This is a genomic window from Amycolatopsis sp. (assembly GCF_035276945.1).
Classification (GTDB): Bacteria; Actinomycetota; Actinomycetes; order Mycobacteriales; family Pseudonocardiaceae; genus Amycolatopsis_E.
In genome coordinates, this window is the sequence record NZ_DATELF010000125.1 from 57,046 (window position 1) to 83,294 (window position 26,249).

The window sequence follows — 26,249 nt, forward strand, 5'->3', positions numbered from 1 at the left end:
CGCCGTGATTGCCGTGTCACAACTGTGCGGGCACCCCCTCCTTGACCGTCGCCTGCTCGGCATCGCGCAGGGAACGTCCGGTCAGCGTGAGGAACACGTCGTCGAGCGTGGGCCGGTGTACCTGCATCGCGGTCATCGCGATCCCGGCCGAATCCAGCGTGCGCAGCAGTTCCGGCATCACCGTGTCGCCGCGCGGCACCCGGAACCGCACGGACGAGTCCACAGTAGACACGTCGTGCGCGCCGGGGAGCTTGCCGGCGATCTCGGCCGCTTCCGTGGTGTGCTCCGCGGGCACTTCGATGGTTACGCCGTCGCCCGACACCCTGGCTTTCAGCGCATCTGGCGAGCCCTCGGCGACGATCTCTCCGTTGTCGATGACGAGGATCCGGTCGCACAGTGAGTCGGCCTCGTCCAGGTAGTGCGTGGTCAGGAAGAGCGTGACGCCGTGTTCCGCACGCAGGCGCCGGATGTGCTCCCAAAGGTTGGCGCGGCTCTGCGGGTCCAGACCGGTGGTCGGCTCGTCGAAGAAGATCAGCTTCGGGTCGTGGATCAGGCTCAGCGCGATGTCCAGCCGCCGCCGCTGACCCCCGGAAAGCGTCTTGGTGAGCCGTTGGCCGAGCCCGGACAGGTCCAGTTGCTCGGTCAGCTCCGCGCCGCGCCGGTGCGCGTCGGCCTTGGACAGCTTGTACAGGCGCCCCTGTAGTTCGAGTTCCTCGTCGACCCGGCATTCGGCCGCGGTGCCACCGCCCTGGGCGACGTAGCCGATCCGCTTGCGTACCCCCAGCGGATCCTCGCGCAGGTCGCAGCCGCCGACCGTGGCTTCCCCGGCCGTGGGTCGAAGCAGTGTGGTGAGCATGCGCAGGGTCGTCGTCTTCCCCGCGCCGTTCGGGCCGAGGAAGCCGACGAGTTCCCCCTCGGCGACGTCGATGTCGACGCCCTTGACGGCCTCGACGGTGCGGCCGCGCGCGGTGAACTTCCGCGCCAGGCCGCGTGCCCTGATCATGAAATCCCCCCAGATTCAGTCAAATTTGACTAGCTGCGGTGAAGCACTCTCCCTCATGAGGACCACGTGGTCAAACTTGATTACTGAGGTGGTTGGCCGAATGACCGTCCGGGATCGTCGGCCATGACGTACTCGCCGGCCTCCAGCCGCTCGATCAGCTGTCGTAGCCAGCTCAGGCTGGTCTCGGCGTGCATTTCCCATGATCGGAACAACTCGCGGATGTGTGCCGGCTGACCCCAGCTGTCGCTCTGCCCGGCCAGCAGGCTCGCACTGCGCACATCGGTCTCGAGCTGGAAGACGCGGTGCCGCAGGAGCCCGATCACCTGCTTGCGAGGCAGGGTCGTCATGAGCGTGATCGCCGCGCCCATTTCCGCGCCGGTGGTGTGCCGGCCGGAGGACAGCGCGTGCGAGAGCAGCACGTGGAACTCGGTTTCACCCGCCTCGGTGACCCGGTAGGCGGTCCGGTCCGGACCCGACTCGCCGGGCTCGACCTCGACCTGCTCCAGCAGCTTTTCGGCGGTCATCTTCTTCAGCGCGTGATAGACCGAGCCGGGCTGGATGTTCGCCCACTTGTCCGCCGACCAGGTGAGCAGCTCGCGGCGCACCTGGTAGCCGTGCGCCTTACCGTACATACGCACGACGCCGAGCACCAGCAGCCGCGTGGCCGACACGAGCACCTCCCGGGCAGGGCGCGGTTGAAAACCGTTGTGGCGATGTCCGTACGCTAATAAAGCATGAGTATCCCCGTGTTGACGGCGGTGGCCTGGCCGTACGCCAACGGCCCCCGCCACATCGGCCACGTGTCCGGTTTCGGCGTCCCGTCGGACGTCTTCTCGCGCTACCAGCGAATGGCCGGCAACCGGGTGCTCATGGTGTCCGGAACCGACGAGCACGGCACCCCGATCACCGTCCAGGCGGACAAGGAGGGGCTGACCGCGCAGCAGACCGCCGACAAGTACGCCCGCCAGATCGGCGAGGACCTGCGGGGCCTCGGCCTGTCCTACGACCTGTTCACCCGCACCACCACCGGCAACCACGCCCACGTGGTGCAGGAGATCTTCCTCGCCCTCCACCGCAACGGGTATGTGGTCCCGAGGACCACCACCGGTGCGATCAGCCCGTCCACCGGCCGTACCCTGCCCGACCGGTACATCGAGGGCACCTGCCCGATCTGCGGCTACGAAGGCGCCCGCGGTGACCAGTGCGACAACTGCGGCAACCAGCTCGACGCCGCCGAGTTGATCAACCCGCGGTCGCGGATCAACGGCGAGACGCCGAAGTTCGTCGAGACCGAGCACCTGTTCCTCGACCTGCCCGCGTTCACCGAAACCCTGGGCAAGTGGCTGTCGACGAAGACCGACTGGCGGCCCAACGTGCTCAACTTCACCCGGAACCTGATCGACGACATGCGGCCCCGGCCGATCACCCGTGACCTCGACTGGGGCGTGAAGATCCCCCTGGACGGCTGGCGGGACCAGCCGCTCAAGCGGTTCTACGTCTGGTTCGACGCGGTGATCGGGTACTTCTCGGCGAGTGTGGAGTGGGCGCGGCGATCGGGGCGGCCGGACGCCTGGCAGGAATGGTGGAACAACCCCGACGCCCGTACCTACTACTTCATGGGCAAGGACAACATCACCTTCCACGCCCAGATCTGGCCGGCACTGCTGCTCGGCCACAACGGCGAGGGCGATCGCGGCGGCGAACCCGGCCCGTACGGGCGGCTCAACCTGCCGGACGAGATCGTCTCCAGCGAGTTCCTCACCATGAGCGGCTCGAAGTTCTCCACCTCGCGCGGCACGGTCATCTACGTCCACGACTTCCTGCGCGACTTCGGCCCGGACACCCTGCGCTATTTCATTTCGGTGGCCGGCCCGGAAACCCAGGACACGGACTTCACCTGGGACGAGTTCGTCCGGCGGACCAACTTCGAGCTGGCCAACGAGTGGGGCAACCTGGTCAACCGGTCCATTTCGATGGCCTACAAGAACAACGGCGCGATCCCGGCTCCTGCCCGGCCGGACCCGGCCGACGAGGAGCTCAAGGCCCTGTCCCGGAAGGCATTCGAGACGGCGGGCGGCCACCTTCGGCGGTCCCGGTTCAAGCTGGCGGCGGCCGAGGCCATGCGCGTGGTCACGGCGGCGAACAGGTATCTGTCGGATCAGGAGCCGTGGAAGCTCAAGGACGACGCGGAGGCCACCGCACGCCGGGACAGCGTGCTGCACACCGCGTTGCAGGTGGTCGCGGACGCGAACACGCTGCTGACGCCGTTCCTGCCGCACGCTGCCCAGAAGGTGCACGAGGCGCTCGGCGGCTCGGGCGTGTGGGCGGCGCAGCCCGAGTTGAGCGAGGTCGAGGACCTGGACATCGATGGCCGGATCAACCCGATCCTGACCGGCGACTACGCCGCGGAGCAGGCCCGATGGGAGTCCACGCCGATCGAGGTCGGCCGTCCCCTGGAGAAGCCGACCCCGCTGTTCGCCAAGCTGGACCCGAAGCTCGGCGAAACCGGCCCCGACTGGGCCCCCATCGCCTGACCCACCGGCAGACCCCGCACCTCGAACGCAGAACTTGCGGTACGCCAACGTGGGACTCGCGCACGCCTCGCGAGTCCCGCGTCGGGCGCGTGCGAGTCCCGCGTGGGACGCGTGCGAGTTCTGTGTTCGGGTCGAACGGAAGGGGAGTTGGTGAGTGAGAAGCCGAGGCCGCCGGTGCCGGACCGGCTGCCGGTGCCGGTGGTCGACGCGCATACCCATCTGGACGCCTGTGGCGCGGTCTCCGCGGCCGACGTGACCGCCATGGTCGACCGCGCCGAGGCCGCCGGGGTGACTCGCGTGGTGACGGTCGCGGACGATCTGGCCGCCGCCCGCTGGGCCGCCGAAGCGTCCACTTGGGACGAGCGGGTGTTCGCCGCGACCGCGATCCATCCCACCCGTACCAAGGACTTCGGGGCCACGGAACAATCCGAAGTAGAGCGCCTGGCCCGCCAGGAGCGAGTGGTGGCGGTCGGCGAGACCGGTCTGGACTACTACTGGGACTACTCGCCGCACGAGGCCCAGCAGGAGGCGTTCCGCTGGCATATCGACCTCGCCAAGCGGGTCGGCAAGCCACTGATGATCCACGACCGCGACGCGCACGAGGACGTCCTCCGCATCCTGGACGAGGAGGGCGCACCGGACCGCGTCGTGTTCCACTGCTTCTCCGGCGACGCCGAGATCGCGCGCCGGTGCGTCGACGCCGGATATGTGCTGTCCTTCGCGGGCACGGTTACCTTCCGGAACGCGCGGGCGCTGCACGAGGCCGCGAAATTGGTCCCTTCGGACCGGTTTCTGGTGGAAACCGATGCTCCCTTCCTCACCCCGCATCCGTTCCGTGGCAGGCCCAATGAGCCGTACTGCGCCGCCTACACCGTGCGGTACCTGGCTGAGCTGCGCCGACAGAGCGTCGAAGAGGTCGCGTTGGCGGCTTGCCAGAACGCCGAGACCGTGTATCGGCTCCCCTGAGTGACGGGCGTACCACGAGGATTGCTCCGGGTGGATGAGTGACGAAGGCCACTAGATTTCGGGGGGTGTTTGCGCAACCCGGCCGGGTCCGTTACTGTCCCGTGATCGTGCCGGAGGGTTACTCGGAGTGGAGTGAACGCCGGAACGGCCACAGCCGTGTCAGTGCAGGTCGGGATCGGGGATGACATGGGCGTGGATGCCGCTAGTGCGAAAGGGATCGACCTGCTGTGACTGGTAGTAGACAGGCTCACACGCGCCTCGACGACACCGTGAACTGGTTCTCCACCACGAGTGCCCGAGTCGCCACGCTTGACTGGCCGAGCCCCGAAGAAGACTGGGACTTCTCGGACGACCTCGCGATCACCGAGCACGACATCCGTGCCGTCCTGGGCCCGGACGCCGACGACCTGATGACCGAGGCCGACGTCGATGTCGACGAGCTGATCCGCCTGATCAACGCCGAGACCACGCTGCTGCCGGCGATCGTCATCCCGGACGAGGCGTCCGCGGACCGCACGGCATCCGGCGAGGCGGCGGAACAGCCCGAGCGGGCGCTGGTCTCCGCGGTCAAGACCTGGAAGCGGCGGTTCCTCCGCGGCTCGGTCCTGGCCCTGCTGATCAGCATCACCGGTGGTGGCGCCGCGGCCCTGGCGATGAACAAGAGCGTCACGGTCGACGTCGACGGGCACGAGCAGACCGTGCACAGCTTCGGCAAGACCGTCGGCGAGGTGCTCAAGGACGCCGGCCTGACCGTCGGCGAGCACGACGCGCTGTCCCCGTCGCCTCAGGCGGCGGTCGGTGACGGTGGCGTCATCAAGCTCGAGCGCGGCCGCAAGCTCAACCTCGTCGTCGACGGTGTGGCGCGTGAATCGTGGGTCCGCGCGACGAGCCTGCAGGAGGCCATCGACCAGCTCGGCCTCACCGGGCAGTTCCCGCAGGGCAGCTGGTTCTCCCTGCCAGAGAACGCGCCCCTGCCGCTCGATGGCGCCACCGTCGAGGTCCACACCCTCAAGCACGTCACCGTCCTCGACGGCGACGCCGCGCCCCGCCAGGTCACCAGCACCGCCGTCACCGCGGGCGACTTCATCAAGGACCAGAACCTCAGCCTCGGCCCGGACGACGAGCTCCTGGGTGGTCTGGACGTCAAGCTGACCGACAACGCCGAGGTGCGCATCAGCCGCACCGGCGTTTCGGTGATCACCCAGCAGGAGGACATCGCACCGCCGGTCCAGCAGGTCGAGGACGACACGCTGGACGCGGGCAAGACGGTCGTACAGGACCCGGGCACGCCGGGCACCCAGATGGTGACCTACCGGATCACCAAGAAGAACGGCAAGGAGACCGACCGCGTACAGCTGTCGGTCCAGGTGCTCACCCCGCCCAAGCCGAAGATCGTGCGGGTCGGCACCAAGCAGCCCGACGTCGCCAACGGCGCGCTCTGGGACAGGCTCGCGCAGTGCGAGTCCAGCGGGAACTGGGCCGCCAACACCGGCAACGGCTTCGAGGGCGGCGTGCAGTTCACGAACCAGACCTGGCTCGCCTACGGCGGTGGCCAGTACGCGCAGCACGCCTACCAGGCCAGCCGTGAACAGCAGATCGCGATCGCGACAAAGGTTCAGCAGGGCCAGGGCTGGGGCGCGTGGCCGGTGTGCTCCAAGAAGATCGGGGTGGCTTGAGACCCGTGGCGCCGGCCGTGATCGCCTGGCCGACGCCTGCGGACTGGGATTTCTCAGACGATCTGGCGATCACCGAGCACGACGTGCGCGCCGTACTCGGCCCGGATGCCGACGCGTTGATGGCCGAGGTCGGCGTCGGTGAACTGCTCAGGCTCATCAACGCCGAGACCACGGTGCTCCCGGCGCTGGTCCCACCACGCGCGCCCGCCGTGGACGGGGAGCCGGTCCGCGAGGAATCGCCCGTCAAGGCGTGGAAGCGGCGGTTCCTCCGGGGTTCGGTACTGGCGCTGCTGATCAGCATCACCGGTGGCGGCGCGGCGGCGCTGGCCATGAACAAGAGCGTCACCGTCGATGTCGACGGGCGCCAGCAGACCTTGCACAGTTTCGGCGGCACGGTGGGCGAGGTGCTCAAGGACGCCGGCGTGACGGTGGGCGAGCACGACTCGCTGTCCCCCTCGCCTCGGACGCCGGTCGGCGACGGCGGGGTCATCAAACTGGAGCGCGGCCGCAAACTCGATCTGGTCGTGGACGGCGTGGCACGCGAGGCGTGGGTCCGCTCGGCGACTCTGCGGGACGCGCTGGCGCAGCTTGGCCTGGCCGGGAAGTTCGGGCAGGGCACATGGTTCTCCGCGCCGCAGGACCTGAAGCTGGGGCTCGAGGGCGCGACCGTCGAGGTACGCACGCCCAAACACGTCACGATCTACGACGGGGACACCGCCCCACGCCAGGTGACGACGACCGCGATCAGCGTCGCGGACTTTCTCACCCAGCAAAACGTTTCCCTCGGTCCGGACGATGCCGTGGAAGGTGGTCTGGACGTCAAGCTGACCGACAACGCCGAGGTACACATCAGCCGCACCGGTGTCTCGGTGATCAGCCAGCAGGAGGATGTCGACCCGCCCGTGCAGCGGACCAACGACCCGAACCTGGCCTCGGGCCAGCAGGTCGTGGACGATCAGGGCACACCGGGTAAGCAACTCCTCACCTACCGGGTCACCAAGAAGAACGGCAGGGAGACCGGCCGCGTGCAGCTGTCGGTCCAGGTGCTGACCCCGGCCACGCCGAAGGTCATCCGGGTCGGCACCAAACGGTCGATCACCGCGGGCGGTTCCGTTTGGGACCAGCTCGCGCGGTGCGAGGCGAGCGGGAACTGGGCGGCGAACAACGGCCGTTACTACGGTGGCCTCCAGTTCGACCGGGGCACCTGGAGCGCCTACGGCGGCACCGACTACGCACCCACCGCGGACAAGGCGAGCCGTGAGCAGCAGATCTCGGTCGCCGAGAGGATCAAGTCGGCCCGGGGCGGCTACAGCGCCTGGCCCTCGTGCAGCCGCAACCTTGACCTTTCCTGAGTGCTGGGCCCCTTCCGCAGAAGGTAGGGTCGCGGGCGTGACACAGTTGCTCGGGCCCGCCGAGATCCGTGGGCTGGCCGCCGAGCTGGACGTCCGGCCGACGAAGAAACTCGGCCAGAACTTCGTGCACGATCCCAACACCGTTCGCCGGATCGTCGAACTCGCCGGGGTCGGTCCCGATGATCATGTGCTGGAGGTCGGGCCGGGACTCGGTTCGCTGACGCTGGGACTGCTCGCCGCGGGAGCGCGAGTTTCGGCCGTGGAGATCGACTCCGCGCTGGCCGACCGGCTCCCCGTGACGGTCGCCGATCGCGCCCCCGAGGCCGCGTCCCGGCTGACCGTGCTGGCCCAGGACGCACTTCGCCTGCGCGCGGCCGACCTGCTCGCGCCGCCTGTGCCTTCTGGGGATGCGGCCCCCGGACCCCCGCTGGGGGCGAGTCCCCAGACCGCTGTGTCCTGTGGGGATGCGGCTCCCACGCCCACGCTGGGGGCGAGTCCCCAGACCGCTGTGTCCTGTGGGGGCGCGGCTCCCACGCCCCCGCTGGGGGCAAGCCCCCAGACCCCCTTCACCCTCGTCGCGAACCTGCCGTACAACGTGGCGGTGCCGGTGGTGTTGCATCTGCTCGCCGAACTGCCGTCGGTACGGCGCGGATTGGTCATGGTCCAGGCCGAGGTCGCCGATCGGATGGCGGCGCGGCCGGGCAGCCGCGTCTACGGCGTGCCGAGCGTCAAGCTCGCCTGGTACGGGCAGGCGCGACGGGTGGCGTCCGTGCCACGCTCGGTGTTCTGGCCGGTGCCGAACGTGGATTCCGCGCTGGTGTCCTTCGAGCGCATGCCCGAGATCTCCGGTGTGGACCGGGATCTGGTGTTCTCCTTGATCGACAAGGCTTTCTCACAACGTAGGAAGACGCTACGGGCCGCGCTGGCTTCGTGGGCGGGTTCGGCTGACCGGGCGGGTGAGCTACTGCGGGCGGCCGGCGTCGATCCGGGCGCGCGAGGTGAGCAGTTGGGCGTAAAAGAATTTGCGCAAATCGCACAGCGTGCGGACCTGCGGCCATCCGTGTGATCCTGGGCTGTGATCTGCGCCTTAAACCTTGCGCCCAGGATGTGAAATCGGCTCTACTCTTCACGTATCCATCCCGAGCGACTGAGAGACCTGGCTCGCCGAAGTCGCAGCAACCACTCCCTTCGGGGCAGGTGCTAACGCCAGGATCGATGGAGGATCCTGTGTTCCGCACGATGCTCACCCGGCGCCGAGTCGTGGACGAGTGCCGTCGCACAGTCTGTGCGTGTCGCGGCTGACCGTCTTCTTCTGACTGAGCCTGTTTCGCACTGTCCATTCTGGACAGATTTATTCGGTGACGGTTGGCGCCCCCGGAAAGCGGCGGCGCCTGTCTTTGTGGAGCCTTCTCGTGATCACTGTGGAAAACCTGACCAAATCCTTTCCCGGCAAGGAAGCGCCGGTGCTGGCGCTGCGTGAGGTGAGCATCGAAGTCAGCGCGGGCGCACTGCACGGCGTGCTCGGCGCGGCCGGGGCGGGCAAGTCCACCCTTGCCCGGTGCATCGCACTGCAGGAGAAACCCGATCGCGGCGTCGTCCGGCTGGACGGACTGAATACCGCGGGCCTCGACGGCCGGCGCCTGCGCGAGGTGCGCAGGCAACTGGCGGTGCTGAACCCGGCGCAGTTGCACGCCGAGCGCACGGTGGCCGGAAACGTGGCCGCACCGCTGGAACAGCTCGGTGTGGACGGCCCGCAGCGGCGCAGCCGGGTCGGCCGGATCCTCGACCTCACCGGCTTGACCCGGCGGGCCACGCAGCGGCTGAGCGAGCTGACCGAGGGACAGCGCCGCAAAGTCGCGGTGGGCCGGGCACTGGCCGCCGGCCCCGCCGTGCTCCTCGCCGACGACCCGACCGCGGGCCTCGAGCGGGAGGAGTCCGGCGCGGTGCTGACCGTGCTGGACCGGGCCCGGGCCGAGCTCGGCGTGACGGTGCTGCTGGCCACCCAGGACGGCAGCGTGGTGCGGCGAGTCTGCGACGAGGTCAGCGTGCTGGAGGAGGGGCGGCTCGTCGAGCAGGGCACGGTGCTCGATCTCCTGACCGACCCGGCGAGCCAGACCGCGCGCACGGTGCTCCCGGCGATCGAGACGCCGAGGGGGTACGCGGCACGGTACGACCGCACGGTCGATGTGGTGTTGATCGGTTTCGCCGCGGTCGGTGCCCTGTTGCCGGAGGCGGCCAGCCGGTTCGACGTCGAGCTGGCCACCATCGGCGGCGGCCTGACGCGGGTCGGCGACACCCCGGTCGCGCACCTCCGCGTCGGCGTCCGTGGGCAGGAGGCGGACGGGGCACTCTCCTGGATCGAAGACCACGGCGCTCACGTCAGCCCGACTCCCGCCGTTCCCAGGTCTGTCGCCGCCTGACACGCGAAAAGCGCCGCCCCCGAGCGCGGGCGGCGCCTTTTCACGCGAGGGTCACGCCTGTCGGCCGGCAAGTTAAGTGGCCAGCCGTAAGGTAAGCTGGAACTAGCCGGTCGTCAAGTAAGTTTTGAGAACGTCCTGGAGGAAGGTCCGTGTGATGGCGGGGCGGCGCAGCGACACCAGGGAGCGGATCCAGCAGGTCGCGCTAGCCCTGTTCGCCGAACAGGGCTACGAGAAGACGTCACTGCGCGAGATAGCGGAAAAGCTGAACGTCACCAAGGCGGCGCTGTACTACCACTTCAAGACCAAGGAAGACATCGTCGCCAGCCTGTTCGAGGATCTTGCCGTCTCACTGGACGAAATCCTGGAGTGGGTGCGGGCACAGGACGATCCGGCGCGGATCCGCGAAAAACTGCTCCGCCGCGTCGCCAAGCTGGTCGAGGGCAGTTTCGTCCGGTTGTGGCAGTTCATCCAGGAGAACCAGCCCACGCTCAAGGAGTTGCACGTCGGCAACCCGCTCGCGGAGCGGATGACGGCCGTGCTCGAGGTCATCTCCGCCGGCGAGCAGGACCCATCGACCCAGCTCAGGGCCCGGTTGGCGCTCATGGCGCTGGTCATCGGGAACAATCCGGAGGTGCTGGCGGACGAGCGGCGGGGCGAGGTCGCGCTGGACGTGGCGCTGGAACTTGCTTCTCCTCGCGGGCGGAAGGTTGATCGGGCCACGTAGGCTTGGGGCGTGCTAGCCGTCGTACCACCGCCCGTCACGGTCAGGGTGCCCTCGAAGATCAACTTGCACCTTTCGGTCGGTGACCTGCGGGAGGACGGATTCCACGAGCTGACGACCGTCTTCCAGGCGCTGTCGCTGACCGACGAGGTCACCGTGGCGGTCGCCGACGAGTCCGGCGTCGAGGTGCACGGCGAGGGGGAAGACGCCGTGCCCACCGGCCCGGACAACCTCGCCTGGCGCGCGGTGGAGGCGCTTGCCGCCCATGTCGGCCGGGTCGATCCCAAGGTGCGGGTGGTGCTGCGCAAGGGAATTCCGGTTGCCGGGGGCATGGCGGGCGGCAGCGCGGACGCGGCCGGGACACTGGTCGCGCTTTCCGCGCTGTGGAAGCTGGACATCGGGCGGGACGAACTGGCGGAGATCGCCGCCAAGCTCGGCAGCGACGTGCCGTTCGCGCTCTACGGCGGCACCGCGCTGGGCACCGGGCGGGGTGAGGAACTGGTGCCCGTGCTGTCCCGGCACACGTTCCACTGGGTACTCGCCTTCGACGAGCGCGGCCTGTCCACACCACGCGTCTTCAAGGAACTGGACCAGCTCCGCGAGTCCGGGAACCCGCCGCGGGTCTCCTCGCACGCGCCGGTCGTGGAAGCGCTCGCCTCCGGCGATCCACGGCAGCTGGCTCTGCTCCTGGGCAACGACTTGCAGGCCGCGGCCGTGTCGCTGCGGCCAGGGCTGCGGAGGACCTTGCGTGCGGGCGTGAACGCCGGTGCGCTCGCGGGCACGGTTTCCGGCTCCGGGCCGACGTGCGCGTTCCTGTGTACCGACGCGGAGTCGGCACTGGAGGTCGCGGCCGAACTCGCGGGTGCCGGGGTGTGCCGGACGGTCCGGGTCGCCCACGGCCCGGTCCCCGGCGCGCGAATCGTCGGCACCGATGACAGCCACCGCCCGACGCCTCCGCAGGTGCACGCATAAATGGCCAACTTGATCAATCTCGAGGCGGTCAGCAAGTCCTACGGCGTGAAGCCACTGCTCGACGAGGTCTCGCTCGGCGTGGCCGAAGGTGAGCGGATCGGCGTGGTGGGTCTCAACGGTGGCGGCAAGACGACGTTGCTGGAGGTGCTGGCCGGGATCGCCGAACCGGACTCGGGGCGGGTGAGCCGGGTGCGGGATCTGCGGATCGCCGTGGTCACCCAGCGCACCGACCTGCCCGCCGGCACGGTCCGTGACGCCGTGCTCTCCCACTACTCGGCCGAGCACGAGTGGGCGGCCGACCCGCGCGTGCGGTCCATTGTGGATGGTCTGGGCATCACCGCGCTCGGCCTGGAATCCCGGACCACCGAACTGTCCGGCGGCGAGCGGCGCCGGGTCGCGCTGGCCGCCGCGCTGGTCGGCGACCTCGACCTGATCGTGCTGGACGAGCCCACCAACCACCTCGACGTCGAGGGCGTGCGCTGGCTGGCCGATCATCTGCTGGCGCGGCGGGCCGCGGTCGTGGTGGTCACGCACGACCGGTGGTTCCTCGACACGGTGTGCGGGAGGACCTGGGAGGTCGCGGAGGGTCGGGTCGAGCAGTATGAGGGTGGTTACGCGGACTGGATCTTCGCGCGCGCGGAACGGGCCCGGCTCGCGGCAAGCGCCGAGGAGAAGCGGCGCAACCTGGCCCGCAAGGAACTCGCCTGGCTGCAACGGGGAGCGAAGGCGCGCACGTCGAAGCCGCGCTACCGGATCGAGGCCGCCGAAGCCCTCATCGCGGACGTGCCCGAGCCTCGCGACTCCGTAGAGCTGACCGCCTTCGCCCGCCGCCGGCTCGGAAAGACCGTGCTGGAGCTGGAAGACGTGACGTTGCGGGCCGGCGAGAAGCCGGTGCTGGACAAGGTCACCTGGCGAATCGGCCCCGGGGACCGGATCGGTCTGGTCGGCGTCAACGGTTCGGGCAAGACGACCTTGTTGCGGCTGCTGGCCGGTGAAGGGGAACCGTTGTCCGGCAAGCGAATTCAGGGCAAGACCGTGCGGCTGGCGCATCTTTCCCAGGAACTGGAGGAACTCGGAGGAAGCGCGCGCGAAGTGCGCCGACCGGGTGCGAGCGTCCCGCAAAACACTGGCCAGTTGCGCCTGTTGGAGGCGGTCGAGCAGGTCGCCGGGCGAGTGGTGCTGGGCAAGCAGGAGCTTTCCGCGTCCCAACTCGCCGAGAAGCTCGGCTTCCCCGCGGCCCGGCAGTGGACGCCGGTGGAGGATCTTTCCGGTGGTGAGCGCCGCCGGTTACAGCTCGCGCGGCTGCTGATGGCCGAGCCCAACGTGCTGCTGCTAGACGAGCCCACCAACGACTTGGACATCGAGACCCTGCAGCAACTGGAGGATCTGCTCGACTCCTGGCCGGGCACGATGGTCGTCGTCTCGCACGACCGGTATCTCGTCGAGCGCGTGTGCGACGCGGTCTACGCACTCCTCGGTGACGGCCGCGTCACCCACCTTCCCGGCGGTATCGACGAGTATCTGGAACGGCGCCTGGCAGCGCGGCAATCGACCGTGGAACAGCCGAAGCAGCCTGCGCGGCAGTCCATCGCGGCGGAGCACCGGGCGGCGATGAAGGAGCTGGGGAGGCTGGAGCGGCGCTTGGACGTCCTGCACAAGCGGGAGACCGAGCTGCATGACCAGCTTGCGGCCAACGCCACCAACCCGGACAAGCTCGTGGAACTCGGCGCCGAGTTGAAGGCGGTGCTGGCCGAGAAGGAAGACGTCGAGGCGCGCTGGCTGGAGACGTCAGAGCTGGTCGAGTGAGCGGGGGCCGGCTGAGCCGGGAATGTCCGCCGAGGCTGTTGTGGACAGTGGGAAGACCGGTCTCCCGAAGTCACTGAGGATCCGTTTCTGTTCCCTGCGGATGAAATTCCGGCGGAGGGGACGCCAAAGTGTTCATTGTGGACGGTGATGGGTATTCCTTCCGGCACGCGCTGATCGGCGAGTGTCTACGGCGGCCCGCTGTGGTCGCGGGACGGGCCGGGACCGCGGCTGCTCGGCGACGCGACCGTGCTGGACGTCGCACTGGTCGCGCTTCCTGGCCCTCGATTTGGCAGGAAGGGGCGTGGCGGCGCTGAACTTCTTGGTGCCCTACCTGCTCACCGAGGTCGCCCGCGCCTCACCCGCCGCCATCGGCGTGGCGCTGTTCGCCCAGTCCGTGGCGACGGCGGCGGTCCTGGCCGTCCTGGCGCTGACCGCTGGGGCTCTGCTGGTCGGGGCCACCGCGCGCGCCTGAGCCGGTGTCCGCACTCGTCGCTAAGGTAAGCCACGTGAGTAAGTTCGTGGACACGCTCGTCGCGACGGCGGGGGCGGGCGGTCGACTGCGTGGGATGGTCACCGGGGAGACGACGGAGCCGGTTCGCCGGACCTGGGCGGAAGTGCACGAGCAGGCGAGGCGGATGGCGGGCGCTCTCGTGGCGGGCGGCCTGGCTCCCGGTGGCGCGGTCGCCGTGCTGGCCGCGGCGCCCGCGCTGATCGCGCCGACCGTGCAGGCGGTGTGGCTGGCCGGCGGCAGCGTGACCATGCTGCACCAGCCGACCCAGCGGACCGATCTCGCCGTCTGGGCCGCGGACACGGTCAAGGTGCTGCGCATGATCGGCTCGGGCCTGGTCCTGCTCGGCGAGCCGTTCGACGCGCTGGCCCCGGTGCTCACCGAGCACGGCATCGACTTCCGCATGATCAACGAACTCCTGGCGGCCGAGCCGATCGACGCGCCGGTGCCCGCCGGTGAGGACGATCTCGCGCTGCTCCAGCTCACCAGCGGGTCGACCGCCGAGCCCAAGGCCGTCCGGATCACGCACGGAAACCTGTATTCCAACATCAAGGCGATGGTGGACCGGGCGGAGTTCCGGCCCGAGGTCGACGTCATGGTCTCCTGGCTGCCCACCTTCCACGACATGGGCATGGTCGGTTTCCTCACCGTGCCGATGACCTTCGGTGTGGAGCTGGTCAAGATCACCCCCGTCGAGTTCCTGTCCGGGCCGCTGATCTGGCCGCGGCTGATCAGCAAGTACCGCGCGACCACGATCGCCGCGCCGAACTTCGCCTACGCGGTGGTCGGCCGGCGGATGGCACGGGTCGACGACGACGGCGCCTTCGACCTGTCGACGCTGCGGATCGCGCTCAACGGCGCCGAACCCATCGACGAGGCCGCGGTGAGGGTGTTCACCGAGGCGGGTGCCCGGTTCAGGATGCGGCCGGAATGCGTTTTTCCCGCCTACGGCATGGCGGAGGCGACACTGGCAGTGTCCTTCGCACCGCTGTTCACCGGGCTGACCCTGGACTTCGTGGAGGCCGAGGCACTCGAGGCCGGCAACCGCGCCGTCCCGGTGCCCGAGGGCGACCCACGGCGAGGCACGGACGCGGTCCGTTCCTTCGCGGTGCTCGGCCGCCCGCTCGACGGGCTGGAAGCCGAAATCGTCGACGAGCACGGAAAACGGCTCGGCGACCGCCGGGTCGGCGAGATCCGCCTGCGCGGCGAGGCGGTGACGCCGGGCTACCTGACCGTGGACGGCCCGGTGGAAACCCAGGATGAGCAGGGCTGGCTCGCCACCGGCGACCTCGGCTACCTGATCGACGGGCAGATCGTGATCTGCGGCCGCCGCAAGGACGTCATCATCATGGGCGGCCGCAACATCTACCCGACCGACATCGAGCGCGCCGTCACCTCGGTCGAAGGGGTGCGCGCGGGGAACGCGGTGGCGGTCCGGATCGATGCGGGCACCCGGCGCGAACGCTTCGCCGTGGTACTCGAGTCGAAGCTGGCCGGGGATGCCGAGGCCGAGCGAGCGCTGACGAAGGAGGTCGCGGCCCGGGTCCGGGACGCCGTCGATCTCCGGCCGTTCGCCGTCGTGGTGCTGCCCGCCGGAAGCCTGCCGAAGACGCCCTCCGGCAAGGTCAAGCGCGCCGCCACGGCCACCCAGTTCGCCGACCGCATCAACGCCGTCGCCCACTGATCCCGCGAGTCGGGCTCCCGCGACACCCGAGTCGGGCTTTCGCGTCGGGCGAGTCGGGCTTCCGGGTCGGGTGAGTCGGGCTTTCGGGTCGGGTGAGTCGGGCTTTCGGGTCGGGTGAGTCGGGCTTTCGGGTCGGGTGAGTCGGGCTTCCGGGTCGGGTGAGTCGGGGTTTCGGGTCGGGTGAGTCGGGGTTTCGGGTCGGGTGAGTCCCGCCAGGCTCAGCTCTGCTCGACGGAATCGGGCTTGGCGACGGTGGACAGGCGTTCGATGGCCTGGAACTCCTCCCGCGCCGTCGGCAGCGGCTGCGGCTGACCGAAGCGGGCGGCCAGTTGCTCCTCGACGGCGTCGAGGAAGGCGTCGACCTCGCGCTCGTCGTAGCCGCGGCGACCCAGGAGCGGCTTGCCGAACATCACGTGGTGAACCTCGGCGGGCGTGAGGTCGTCCTCGTCGGCGAGGGTCTTCGCGATACGCAGGACGAACTGGTCGACCTCGTTCTTGGCATAGCCCCGCCGGCCGATGGGGGCGTTGGCGAACTCGATGCCGTAGACGTCTTTCGCGGTGTAGGACATGTCTTGGTCCTAGTCGCGGCCGATCTCGGGGGAAAGGTGAGCGCGGGGGTATCGACTCGAACGAGCGGAATTTGTTACGCCTGTGAGTGACAAAAATCTCACTGAGCGTGGAAGATGTTCTGGGCCGCCGTCAGCCCTTTGCCGATGAGTGCCTCGACGGCATCGGCACACCGGTCAACCTCGAAGGCGAGTTCCTTGCGCTCCGGGGTCGAGAAGTCCTTGAGCACGAAGTCGGCCGGGTCCTGCCGGCCGGGCGGGCGCCCGATGCCGAAACGCACCCGGAAGTACTCCCTGGTGCCCAGCGACCTGGTGATCGAGCGGAGCCCGTTGTGGCCGTTGTCGCCGCCGCCGAGCTTCAGCTTCAGCGCGCCGAACGGCAGGTCCAGCTCGTCGTGCACGACCACGATCCCGCTTGGCTCGATCTTGTAGAACTTGGCGGTTCCGGCGACCGGGCCACCGGAGAGGTTCATGAACGAACGCGGCTTGGCCAGCACCACACGCCGGTCGGCCAGTCGCCCCTCGAGCACCTCCGCGCCGCCCTTGTGCGCCTTGAATTTCCCGCCGAGGCGCGCGGCGAGCTCGTCCACGACCATGAAACCCACGTTGTGCCGGTTTCCGGCGTAGCGCGGTCCAGGATTGCCGAGGCCGACGAGCAGCACCTGCTCGCCGGCCCCGGGAAGATCCGCAGTCATGCCGAGAACTACTCGGCTTCTTCCTCGGCCTCGCCGGCGGGCTCCTCGCCCTCGGCCGCGGTCGGGGCCTCGTTGACGCCGGCGACCAGGGCTCCCGGGTCGGTCAGCAGGTTCGCCCCGGCGGGCAGGCTCACCTGCGAGACAAGGATCTGGGTGCCGGGCTCGGCACCCTCGATCGAAACCCCGAACTGCTCGGGGATGTGCAGCGCCTCGACCTCGACGGAAATGGTGTCCAAATCCTGGCGGACCAGGGTGCCGGGGCCGGCCTCACCGGTGAGGACCACGGGCACGTCCACGGTGACCTTCTCGCCACGTTTGACGACCAGCAGGTCGACGTGCTCGATGTAGTTCTTCAACGGGTGCACGGTGATGGTCTTGGTGAGCGCGAGCTCGCTGGTGTTGTCCACGTCCAGGGTGAGCACGGCGTTGCTGCCGTTCTCCCGGATGACGCGGGCGAACTCGAGCGCGGGCAGCGCCAGATGCCGCGGATCGGTCCCGTGGCCGTACAGCACGGCCGGGATCTTTCCGGCACGACGGGTGCGGCGCGCGGCGCCCTTGCCGAATTCGGTGCGCGGTTCGACGGACAGACGTACCTCGGACACGGTCTTGCTCTCCTTCAGGACTGACGACTGCGAATCAGGTCGGCGGTGCCTGGCGGCGGCGAGTTCCGCAAGCGTGCAAAGCGCGGGGCCACTCAAGCCGCCGCGTCGATCACGCGGGGCACCTGAGGGTGCGTGGAGCCCGCCTCGCCGAGACAACCTGTTCAGTGTAAGCACCCGCTCACAGCTTCGCCGTCCGGGGGTTGCACCCCCGGCCCAGTCCCATGGCCGCGGCGAGTTGCGGTGGGTGGCCCAGGCGCGTAGGAAGCTGGTGTGGCTGGGGGTGTCCGGGTTCCACTGGTGATGGTGATGTTCTTGCTGTCGGGCTGTGTGGCGGATTCTCCGCCGCCGCCCGATCCGCGAACTGCCGTCGAACAGGCGCTGGACGCGCTCGCCGACCAGACCGCCGTCGCGTACCAGGTTTCCGCGGTGCCTTCCGGGGGCTTGCCCCCAGATCCCCGTCTGGGAACAGGCCCCCAGACCCCCTTAGCCAGGTTGACCGTGACCAGGAACGGGCTGGCACAAGGAGTGCTGCCGATCCGGGGCGAGCAGGTGGGAATCGTCCGTGTGGGTGGCTCGGTGTTCCTGCGGGCGCACGCGGACTACTGGCGGGAACAGGGGATGCCCGCCGAGCGGGCCGGGGAGTACGGCGCACGCTGGGTCCGCGTCGACGGAGGCGTGCCGCTCCTCGATCCGCGGCTGTTGGACCCCGCGGCCGTGGCGCGCACGCTCCGGGAACGCCTGCCCGCCCAGGCCAGGCCGGTGCGCGCGACGCTGCCGGACGGCACGGCCGTCTTCGAGGTCAACGGTCTGCGGGTGACCGCGGTGGCGCCGCACCGGGTCGCCGACGTCGCGCCCGAGCTGCTCGGGCAGCCGGTCGAAGACTCCTTCGGCGCGGGCGTGATCAGTGTGGACGGTCTGTCCGGCGGCGGGCTCGCCGACTTGCGGTCGAGCCTCGATGGCGCGATCTCGGGCCTCGGGCAGCCGTTCGTCGCCGGTCCGGTGGTGGCCGCGAGCGTCACGGCCAACGAGCTGAGCTGTGACCCGGACGGGTTGTGCACCGACACCGTGCAGGTCCGGCACCAGCTCGTCGGCGGCGCTTCCGACACCGGGGTGCGGCTGGTGCTGACCGCGGCGGTGAACTCCGCCGACCTCGGCACGCGCAGCTGCGTGCAGGAGGTCGTGGTGGCGGTGAACGAGCCGGCCGCGATCGTCTGTGCGGTCAGGTTCGAGCTGCCGAGAAAGGCCGGCTACACCCGGGTGATCGCCCAGCCGGCGGTGACCGCCGAACCAGTGGCCATTGTGGACATTGACCGGTTGCGGCGGGAAGTGGCCACGGAACTCGGCTGACTATTCGCCCCGCAGCGCGGAAATGACCGGGGCGAAGGTCTCCAGGAAGGGCTCGAAAACAGTGATGTAGCCGAAGCCGAAACGATCGCGGTGCTCGTGCAGGCGTTCGGCGATCTCGTCGACGGTTCCCGCGAGAATCTGCGGGGCCGCCAGCAACTCCTCCGTGCGGTGGGGAACCGGCAGGTCCGCCGCCCAGTTTTCCAGTTCTGGGCGGGGATTTTCGGCAACGACCACGTGCTGGATGAGCATGTTGTGCTCGAGTTCCCGGCCGCCGGCGTGCTTGCGGACGAAGGAAACCCGGTCGCCGAGCTCGTCCGGCGACGCCAGGGCGAAGGTGCCGGGCGGCTTGCCGGAAACGTGTTTCAGGCCGGCGTAGCCCACGATATCGGCCTGCCTGGCGGCCAACTCGAGCACGCCGTCGCTGTTGCCCGCGATCAGCAACCGCGGCAGATCGCCGAGCCTGCGCCGGAGTTCGGTGACCGTGCTCTCCGGATAGGCGATGCGTTCCCCGGCCGGGCGCCACGGCAGGCCGGCATCGTCGAACTCCGCCTTCACGATTCCCGCGCCCAGGCCGAGTTCGAACCGGCCGCCGGTGATCTGGATCGTGGTTTCCACGTCACGGGCCAGCAGCGCGGGGTTGTAGAAAGGCGTGTCGAGCACCAGTGTCCCGACGCGGGTTCGCTCGGTGACCGCGGCGGCGGTCACCAGCGCGGGAAACGGCGCGAGCCGGCCGAGGTGATCGGGCACGCTCAGCACGTCGTAGCCGAGTTCCTCGGCGCGGTGGCATTTCGCGGCCCACTGGCTGGGCCCTTCCACGAACCAGAGGTTCACGCCGAAGCGGAATTTGCCCATGGCGGCAAGGTATGTCACGGGCCGTGCTTTCCGCCGCACCGTTCGCTGTCGGCGGACTCACCCGTTCCCTGGTTGGTGCTCCCGTCTACTCCTTTCTCGGGCTGTTTCACGGAGCCGGCTAGTGCGGACGAGAGCACCCGTCACCCGGACGGCCGTCGCGCGCGCGGCTTCGGCACATTTTGGGTCGGTGTGTTATCACCCGCCTTCGCGGTTTTCCTTGCTGCGTACCGGATCGGCCCGAAACACCCGGAAAGCGGCAGGGGTGAACCGGGACAGCCGATGTGGAACCGTTAACGGCTCATTACGTTGGGAACCGTGACCTGAGGGTGCACTCCTCGGACCGGAGTACCACCTCGTCCCGGCAAATGACGATCTCTCGCGCAGGGGCAAGGGGCACGCGCAGCAGGCGCAAACCGGTACGAATGGAGAAACAGCGATGGCTGTCCCCACTGTGACGAACCTCAACCCGAGTTCCGGCACGACGGCAGGCGGTAACCCCGTCATCATCACCGGAACCAACTTCAACACCCCGGCCGTCACCACGGTCAACTTCAACGGCAACACGGCGACGTTCACGATCAACTCCGACACGCAGATCACCGCGACCGCACCGGCTCATGCCGCCGGGCCATTCCCGGTCACGGTGACCAACGCCGACGGCAGCAGCGCGCCGATCGACTACACCTACACCACCGGCCTGACCCTGGCGCCGACCGGCGGGACCACGGCCGGCGGGACCACGGTGGACATTTACGGCAGCAACCTGGCCAATACCACCGCGGTGAAGTTCGGTACCAAGAACGCCGCATCGTTCACGCAGATCTCCGGCACACATGTGCAGGCGGTCAGCCCGGCGGGCAGCGGGGTGGTCGGGGTCACGGTCACCACGCCAGGTGGCACGAGCGCTCCGTCGAACTTCTTCTACGTCTCACCGCCGACCAAAAGCAGCTTGAGCGTGACCTCGGGGCCGACCGCGGGCGGCACCTCGACCACGATCACCGGCAGCAACCTGGCCAACGCCAGCTCGGTGACCGTCGGCGGCACAGCGGGCACCATCACCGCCAACAACGCGGGCTCGATCACGGTGACCACTCCGGCCGGCACCGCGGGCAACGCCTCGGTCGTGGTGACCACGCCCGGTGGCAGCACGGACGGGCTGACTTTCACCTATGTCGCCGCGCCGACGGTCACGGGCGTCGCGCCCACCACCGGTAGCACCAACGGTGGTGACACGGTGACCATCACCGGCACCGGATTCACCGCGACCTCCGGAGTCACCTTCGGCGGCACCCCCGCGGCGTTCGGGGTGATCGACGACAGCACGGTCGCGGTGCTCACACCCGCTCACGCGGCGGGCACCGTGGATGTCGTGGTCACGACCACCGGCGGCAGCGCGACCGCGACCGGCGCCTTCACCTTCCAGACCCCGCCGGGAGGCTGATCCGGGGAGGTGGTCCGCGCGGGCCGGCTGCGACCGGCCCGCGCCTCCCCGGTACTCATCGATCCCGGGGGTGAAAAAGCCGTGGGGGCGCGGTTCGCGCTCGCCTTGCCGCGCTCCCACGGCGCCACATCGGATCAAAGACCGTACTGGCCCGGGAACAACCAGGGGGTAGGAGGAGAATGCATGCCGACCATCACCAACCTCAATCCCGCCAGCGGTCCGACCAGCGGCGGCAACCAGGTCGTCGTCACGGGCACCGGGCTCGCCAGTACCACGTCCGTCCACTTCGGAGCGAGTGCGGTGTCCTTTGTGGGCGTATCGAACACCCAGGTCAACGCGTTCGCCCCGCCGGGCGCCGGAACCGTGCAGGTGAACGTGACCACCGTAGCGGGCACCAGCAACTCCCTGCCCTACACCTATGTGCCCGCCCCGATCCTGACCAGTTTGAACCCTACGTCGGGTCCGGCAGCCGGTGGCAGCACGGTGGTCCTGGCCGGCACCAACTTCTCGAATGTCACGACCGTCCGATTCGGAGCGAACGCGGCCGCCTTCACCGTGGTGTCGAGCACCCAGATCGTCGCCGTCGCCCCGGCCGGCAGCGGGACCGTTCCGGTCACCGTGACGACCTTGTCCGGCACCAGCAACTCGGTGTCGTACACCTATGTTCCGACACCGGTGGTCACCTCGATCTCTCCCGAACAGGGACCGTTGCCCGGCGGCAACACGGTCACCCTGACCGGCAGCGGCTTCACGGGGGCGGTCGCGGTGACGTTCGGCGCCGTAGCGGCGGCCTCGTTCACCGTGGTGGATTCGAGCCACATCACCGTGACGGTGCCGGGCGGCAACCAGCCTGGTCCGGTCCAGGTCACGGTCACGACGATGTCGGGCACGAGCAATGGCGTGTCGTACTTCCATCTCGTGCAGCCCGCGGTCGTGGCGGTCGCGCCGAACCAGGGACCGTTGTCCGGCGGCGACACGGTCACGATCACCGGCGGTGGTTTCACCGGTGCGAGCGCCGTGGTTTTCGGTGCGACCTCGGCGGGGTCGTTCACGGTCGTCTCCGACAACCAGATCACCGCGGTGGCCCCGGCGGGCACCGGCGCGGTGCAGGTCACGGTCACGACGCCGGGAGGTGTGAGTTCGACGAGCGCGTCCAGCGCGTACACCTACCTGAGCGGGCCCACGGTAAGTGGCCTGACCCCCAACCAGGGACCTACGGCCGGCGGGAACGCGGTCACCCTGTCCGGCGCGAACCCGACGTTCGCCACCGCGGTCCGGTTCGGTGCCACGCCCGCGCCGTTCACGGTCGTCTCCGGCACCCAGATCGTCGCGCAGGCGCCCCCCGGAGCCGCCGGCCCGGTGGCCGTCACGGTCACCACACCGGGCGGCACCAGCGCCGGTGTGACCTACACCTACGTCGCCGCGCCGGGCAGTTGAACCAAACGGCGGTCACCGGATCGGGAGACAACAACGTGAATTCATTGACATCCGATCCACGGACAATTTTTTGCAATGGAAAGGGGTGTCGCGTTACGCGCAGTGGGTAACGAGCGGTGTTACTCGACCAGCGGTATTTCATTCGTTCAGTGGACGGTCGGGTTTGCTGTCGGCAGAGGGTAGCCGTCCCTGGGGGTGAATCGTCTCCCCAAAGGGGTCGTGTTGCTCTGGTGACGGTTGTCGGTTCGCGCGGAAACGCCGTAAGAATCGTGGTCGGTCCACCGGTCGACCGGTAGATCTGCAGTGTTCACCAATAGCCCGAGGAGGGCAGTTGAAAGTCTCTTATCCATTGTTGATGCGGCGCGTCGGCGTACTTGTCGTCGCGCTCGCCGGGATGATGGCGTTCGTCGCGCCGGCGATGAACATCGCCAACGCGCAGACGACGACCACCACCACGTTGGTCGCGGTACCGAGCACGGCACCGTCGGGCACCGCGGTGACCTTCACCGCGACGGTCACCTGCCCTGGCGGGGGGATCCTCAACCCGACCGGGACGGTGAACTTCTTCGACACCACCGGGGCCCCGGTCTTCCTGGGCAGTGCGGTGCTTGGCGGCCCGGTCGGCGGTGTCGCTTCGGCGTCGATCACCACGACGGCTATCACAGCACCACCGAACACCCACACAGTCACCGCGACGTATACCGGGAGCGGGGTGTGCGGCCCGTCGATTTCCTCGCCGGTGACCGTCAACGCGACCACTACCACGGTCACCCTGACCGGAAACCCGAACCCGGCGACGCAGCTCCAGCCGGTGACCTTCACCGCGGTGGTGACCTGCACCGGAGACGGTGACCCGACGGGTTCGGTGGTCTTCACCGACACCACCACGGCGACCGTTCTGGGCACCGACGCGGTGGGTACGGCCGGTCCCGGTACCGACACGCGGACGTTCACCATTCCGCCGGTCACCTTCGGCGTCCCGCTTGGCGGGCACACGATCACGGCCGTGTACACGAGCACGAACCCGAACTGCGCGGGTGCGACGGGTACCACGACCGAGACCATCATCCCGCTGGGCCTGAGCACCACCACCGTTTCCGCGGCGCCGAACCCCGTGGCGGTCGGTTCGCCGACCACGTTGACCGCGGTCGTCACGTGTGCCACGGGCAGCACGACCGGTGGCTCGGTGTCGTTCTTCGACGGTGTGACCCTGATCAACACGGTCCCGACCACCGGCTCGCCGGCCACGGTCACGACCTCGTTCACGCCTGGCACGCCCGGGCCACACACGATCACCGCGGTGTACAACGGCTCGCCCACCTGCGCGGCTTCCTTCGCGACCACGACGGTGACCACGCTGGCCACGTCGACCACCACGGTTCCCGCGGTGGCCACGACGGTGGGCACGCCGACCACGCTGACCGCGACGGTGACCTGCACCACGGGTGGTAACCCGGCCGGTGGCACGGTGACCTTCACCGACACCACCACCGCCACCACGCTGGGCACGGCGACCGTGGTGGGCGGCCCGCCCACCGGGACGGCGACGCTACCTGGTGTGGTATTCGCCACAACTGGCCCGCACACCGTCACCGCCGCCTTCGCCGGCACGGCGGACTGTACGGCGTCCACCGGCACCGGCACGGTCACGGTCAACGCGGGCCCGATCGGCACCTCGACCACGACGGTTTCGGCCTCCCCGGCGAACCCGTCCTTCGGTCAGCCGGTGGTCCTGACCGCGACGGTGACCTGCTCGACGGGCAGCCCGGCGGGTGGCACGGTGACCTTCACCGACACCACCACCGGCAACGTCCTGGGCACCGCGACCGTGGTGGGCGGCCCGACGGGCACCGCGACGCTGACCGTCAACGGGCTGACCGGGGGCACCCACGTCATCTCGGCGGCGTTCGGCGGCACGGCCACCTGTGGCACGTCGACCGGCACCGTCACGGTGAACGTGTCGGGCGGCAACACGATCAGCGGCACGGTCAACACCAGCATCACGATCACCTCGCCCACCACGATCACTCCGGGCACGGTGATCAAAGGCAACGTGACGATCTCCGGTGCGGGCTCGCTTCAGGCCAACGGTGTGCACATCTTGGGCAGCCTCACCGCGACTGGTGGTACAGGGCTGCGGCTGTGCTCGAGTGAGGTCAACGGCAGCACGAACGTCACCGGCATGAACGGGGTGATCGTGATCGGCGATGCCGGTGACGACGGTAACCCGCCTTGCCCGGGTAACAACCTGCACGGGCAGGTGACCATCAGCTCGAACACCGGTTTCGTGGAGTTCTCGGGCAACACCACGGGTGGTGCGGTGAACATCAACAACAACACCACCACCATCCCGGTGCCGCCGGAGAACGCGACCGCGACGGAGATCGAGGCCAACCAGATCGGCGGAAACCTGAACTGCTTCGGCAACGTGCCGCCGCCCACCAATGACGGCATGCCGAACACGGTGGCCGGCGTCCGAACCGGGCAGTGCTCGGTTCTCTGAGAAGCGGAAAGGGGTGTCACGCTCGTGAGTGGGGATTGCTGCCGCGGCAACGGTTCCCACTCACGAGCCGCTCAAAACCCAGGCGTGGCCGCGGTTATGTGCGGGCACACCTGGTCACCTCAGGTGAAAACGTCCTTCGAGCCGCACCTAGGCATGGCCGTCGAACAGGCTCGTGACCGAGCCGTCCTCGAACACCTGCTGGATCGCCTCGGCCAGCATCGGCGCGATGGACAGCACGGTCAGCCGGGCGAAGCGCTTCTCCGGCGGGATCGGCAGCGAGTTGGTGACGATCACCTCGCGTGCCTTGCAGTTCGACAGGCGTTCGGTGGCCGGGTCGGACAGGATGCCGTGCGTGGTGGCGATGACCACGTCCGCGGCCCCGGCATCGAGCAGGGCGTCGGTGGCCTTCACGATGGTGCCACCGGTGTCGATCATGTCGTCGACCAGCACGCAGAGTTTGCCCTCCACGTGGCCGACCACCCGGTTGGCCACGGCCTGGTTCGGCTTGTCCGGGTCACGCGTCTTGTGGATGAACGCGATCGGCCGGTCGCCCAGCTGCGCGGCCCACTTCTCGGCCAGGCGCACCCGGCCGGAGTCCGGCGAGACCACCGCGATGTCGGCGCCGCCGTAGGTCTTCTTGATGTGCGCGGCGAGCAGGCTCTGCGCGAACAGGTGGTCCACGGGGCCGTCGAAGAAGCCCTGGATCTGCGCGGTGTGCAGGTCGACCGTCATGATCCGGTCCGCGCCCGCGGTCTTGAACAGGTCGGCGATCAGCCGCGCGGAGATCGGCTCGCGGCCCTTGTGCTTCTTGTCCTGGCGGGCGTACGGGTAGAACGGCATGACCACGGTGATCCGCTTCGCGCTGGCCCGCTTCAGCGCGTCCACCATGATCAGTTGCTCCATCACCCACTCGTTGATGGGCCGCGTGTGGCTCTGGATCACGAAGGCGTCGGTGCCGCGCACCGATTCCTCGAACCGGACGAACAGTTCGCCGTTGGCGAAGGTGTGCGCGGTCTGCGGGGTGATCGTCACGCCCAGGTGTTGGGCGACCTCTTCCGCGAGCTCCCGGTGTGCGCGGCCGGAGAAGAGCATCAGGTTCTTCTTCGGCGTGCCGGACTTAGGACTCATCAGACGACTCCCGCTCAGTCTGCTCTTTTTGTGGCG

The 26,249-nt window shown here is 68.9% G+C and carries 22 protein-coding genes, 1 pseudogene and 1 riboswitch; of the genes and pseudogenes, 16 read left to right on the forward strand and 7 right to left on the reverse strand.

All coding sequences use genetic code 11. From position 1 onward, the window contains the following. Positions 1 to 16: 16 nt before the first annotated feature. Together VJT49_RS22595 and VJT49_RS22600 are read right to left on the reverse strand one after the other, a co-directional pair. Positions 17 to 1,003 carry an ATP-binding cassette domain-containing protein gene (locus VJT49_RS22595; RefSeq protein ID WP_324166891.1) on the reverse strand — a complete coding sequence of 329 codons (987 nt, stop codon included), beginning with the start codon at positions 1,001 to 1,003 and terminating at the stop codon, positions 17 to 19. A gap of 80 nt (positions 1,004 to 1,083) precedes the next feature. Continuing rightward, positions 1,084 to 1,674 (reverse strand): PadR family transcriptional regulator, encoded by a 591-nt coding sequence (locus tag VJT49_RS22600; RefSeq protein WP_324166892.1) that lies wholly within the window; start codon positions 1,672 to 1,674, stop codon positions 1,084 to 1,086. Between the two features lie 63 nt (positions 1,675 to 1,737). On the opposite strand from VJT49_RS22600, the gene metG reads away from it, so the two are divergent. From metG to VJT49_RS22655, 11 genes are all read left to right on the forward strand, one after another. Further along, positions 1,738 to 3,537: a methionine--tRNA ligase gene (gene metG, locus VJT49_RS22605; protein WP_324166893.1), complete on the forward strand. Its 1,800-nt coding sequence runs from the start codon at positions 1,738 to 1,740 to the stop codon at positions 3,535 to 3,537. 150 nt (positions 3,538 to 3,687) lie between these two features. Then, on the forward strand, positions 3,688 to 4,503 hold the full coding sequence (locus VJT49_RS22610; RefSeq protein ID WP_414636062.1) for a TatD family hydrolase: 816 nt from the start codon (positions 3,688 to 3,690) through the stop codon (positions 4,501 to 4,503). 269 nt (positions 4,504 to 4,772) lie between these two features. Next, positions 4,773 to 6,179 carry a transglycosylase family protein gene (locus tag VJT49_RS22615; protein WP_324166922.1) on the forward strand — a complete coding sequence of 469 codons (1,407 nt, stop codon included), beginning with the start codon at positions 4,773 to 4,775 and terminating at the stop codon, positions 6,177 to 6,179. 5 nt (positions 6,180 to 6,184) lie between these two features. Next, a complete protein-coding gene (locus VJT49_RS22620) occupies positions 6,185 to 7,531 on the forward strand; it encodes a ubiquitin-like domain-containing protein (protein ID WP_324166895.1) in 1,347 nt (448 codons plus the stop codon). 37 nt (positions 7,532 to 7,568) lie between these two features. Beyond that, the gene (locus VJT49_RS22625; protein WP_324166896.1) at positions 7,569 to 8,597 is read left to right on the forward strand and encodes an rRNA adenine dimethyltransferase family protein; all 1,029 of its coding nucleotides are present in this window, start codon (positions 7,569 to 7,571) and stop codon (positions 8,595 to 8,597) included. Positions 8,598 to 8,662: 65 nt separating this feature from the next. Beyond that, a riboswitch (SAM riboswitch) is annotated at positions 8,663 to 8,753 on the forward strand. A 190-nt stretch (positions 8,754 to 8,943) separates the two neighbouring features. After that, the gene (locus VJT49_RS22630) at positions 8,944 to 9,951 is read left to right on the forward strand and encodes a methionine ABC transporter ATP-binding protein (protein ID WP_324166897.1); all 1,008 of its coding nucleotides are present in this window, start codon (positions 8,944 to 8,946) and stop codon (positions 9,949 to 9,951) included. A 154-nt stretch (positions 9,952 to 10,105) separates the two neighbouring features. Then, complete coding sequence (locus VJT49_RS22635; protein ID WP_324166898.1) at positions 10,106 to 10,675, forward strand: helix-turn-helix domain-containing protein; 570 nt, start codon at positions 10,106 to 10,108, stop codon at positions 10,673 to 10,675. A 9-nt stretch (positions 10,676 to 10,684) separates the two neighbouring features. After that, positions 10,685 to 11,644 (forward strand): 4-(cytidine 5'-diphospho)-2-C-methyl-D-erythritol kinase, encoded by a 960-nt coding sequence (locus tag VJT49_RS22640; RefSeq protein ID WP_324166899.1) that lies wholly within the window; start codon positions 10,685 to 10,687, stop codon positions 11,642 to 11,644. Further along, a complete protein-coding gene (locus VJT49_RS22645) occupies positions 11,645 to 13,450 on the forward strand; it encodes an ABC-F family ATP-binding cassette domain-containing protein (protein ID WP_324166900.1) in 1,806 nt (601 codons plus the stop codon). It abuts the gene before it with no gap. A 301-nt stretch (positions 13,451 to 13,751) separates the two neighbouring features. Next, positions 13,752 to 13,922 carry a hypothetical protein gene (locus VJT49_RS22650; protein WP_324166901.1) on the forward strand — a complete coding sequence of 57 codons (171 nt, stop codon included), beginning with the start codon at positions 13,752 to 13,754 and terminating at the stop codon, positions 13,920 to 13,922. A 34-nt stretch (positions 13,923 to 13,956) separates the two neighbouring features. Further along, entirely contained in the window at positions 13,957 to 15,642 is a 1,686-nt protein-coding gene (locus VJT49_RS22655) for a fatty acyl-AMP ligase (RefSeq protein WP_324166902.1), read from the forward strand. A gap of 218 nt (positions 15,643 to 15,860) precedes the next feature. Here VJT49_RS22655 and VJT49_RS22660 read toward each other — a convergent pair whose 3' ends face one another. From VJT49_RS22660 to VJT49_RS22670, 3 genes are all read right to left on the reverse strand, one after another. Then, a complete protein-coding gene (locus tag VJT49_RS22660) occupies positions 15,861 to 16,211 on the reverse strand; it encodes a DivIVA domain-containing protein (RefSeq protein ID WP_324166903.1) in 351 nt (116 codons plus the stop codon). A gap of 98 nt (positions 16,212 to 16,309) precedes the next feature. After that, complete coding sequence (pth, locus tag VJT49_RS22665) at positions 16,310 to 16,903, reverse strand: aminoacyl-tRNA hydrolase (RefSeq protein ID WP_324166904.1); 594 nt, start codon at positions 16,901 to 16,903, stop codon at positions 16,310 to 16,312. Positions 16,904 to 16,911: 8 nt separating this feature from the next. Continuing rightward, positions 16,912 to 17,505 carry a 50S ribosomal protein L25/general stress protein Ctc gene (locus VJT49_RS22670; protein WP_324166905.1) on the reverse strand — a complete coding sequence of 198 codons (594 nt, stop codon included), beginning with the start codon at positions 17,503 to 17,505 and terminating at the stop codon, positions 16,912 to 16,914. A gap of 270 nt (positions 17,506 to 17,775) precedes the next feature. Between VJT49_RS22670 and VJT49_RS22675 the strand changes: the two genes are divergently transcribed. After that, positions 17,776 to 18,852: a hypothetical protein gene (locus VJT49_RS22675; protein ID WP_324166906.1), complete on the forward strand. Its 1,077-nt coding sequence runs from the start codon at positions 17,776 to 17,778 to the stop codon at positions 18,850 to 18,852. Here VJT49_RS22675 and VJT49_RS22680 read toward each other — a convergent pair whose 3' ends face one another. Further along, entirely contained in the window at positions 18,853 to 19,704 is an 852-nt protein-coding gene (locus VJT49_RS22680; protein ID WP_324166907.1) for a TIGR03621 family F420-dependent LLM class oxidoreductase, read from the reverse strand. Positions 19,705 to 20,140: 436 nt separating this feature from the next. On the opposite strand from VJT49_RS22680, the gene VJT49_RS22685 reads away from it, so the two are divergent. From VJT49_RS22685 to VJT49_RS22700, 4 genes and pseudogenes are all read left to right on the forward strand, one after another. Then, positions 20,141 to 21,145 carry an IPT/TIG domain-containing protein gene (locus VJT49_RS22685; protein ID WP_324166908.1) on the forward strand — a complete coding sequence of 335 codons (1,005 nt, stop codon included), beginning with the start codon at positions 20,141 to 20,143 and terminating at the stop codon, positions 21,143 to 21,145. A gap of 183 nt (positions 21,146 to 21,328) precedes the next feature. Beyond that, a complete protein-coding gene (locus VJT49_RS22690; RefSeq protein ID WP_324166909.1) occupies positions 21,329 to 22,582 on the forward strand; it encodes an IPT/TIG domain-containing protein in 1,254 nt (417 codons plus the stop codon). 418 nt (positions 22,583 to 23,000) lie between these two features. Then, positions 23,001 to 23,876 (forward strand): annotated as a pseudogene (locus VJT49_RS35395) (Ig-like domain-containing protein); the annotation flags it as partial. 174 nt (positions 23,877 to 24,050) lie between these two features. Next, positions 24,051 to 25,085 (forward strand): Ig-like domain repeat protein, encoded by a 1,035-nt coding sequence (locus VJT49_RS22700; RefSeq protein ID WP_414636065.1) that lies wholly within the window; start codon positions 24,051 to 24,053, stop codon positions 25,083 to 25,085. A 147-nt stretch (positions 25,086 to 25,232) separates the two neighbouring features. On the opposite strand, the gene VJT49_RS22705 is transcribed toward VJT49_RS22700, so the two are convergent. Beyond that, a complete protein-coding gene (locus VJT49_RS22705; RefSeq protein ID WP_324166910.1) occupies positions 25,233 to 26,213 on the reverse strand; it encodes a ribose-phosphate diphosphokinase in 981 nt (326 codons plus the stop codon). Positions 26,214 to 26,249 lie beyond the last annotated feature (36 nt).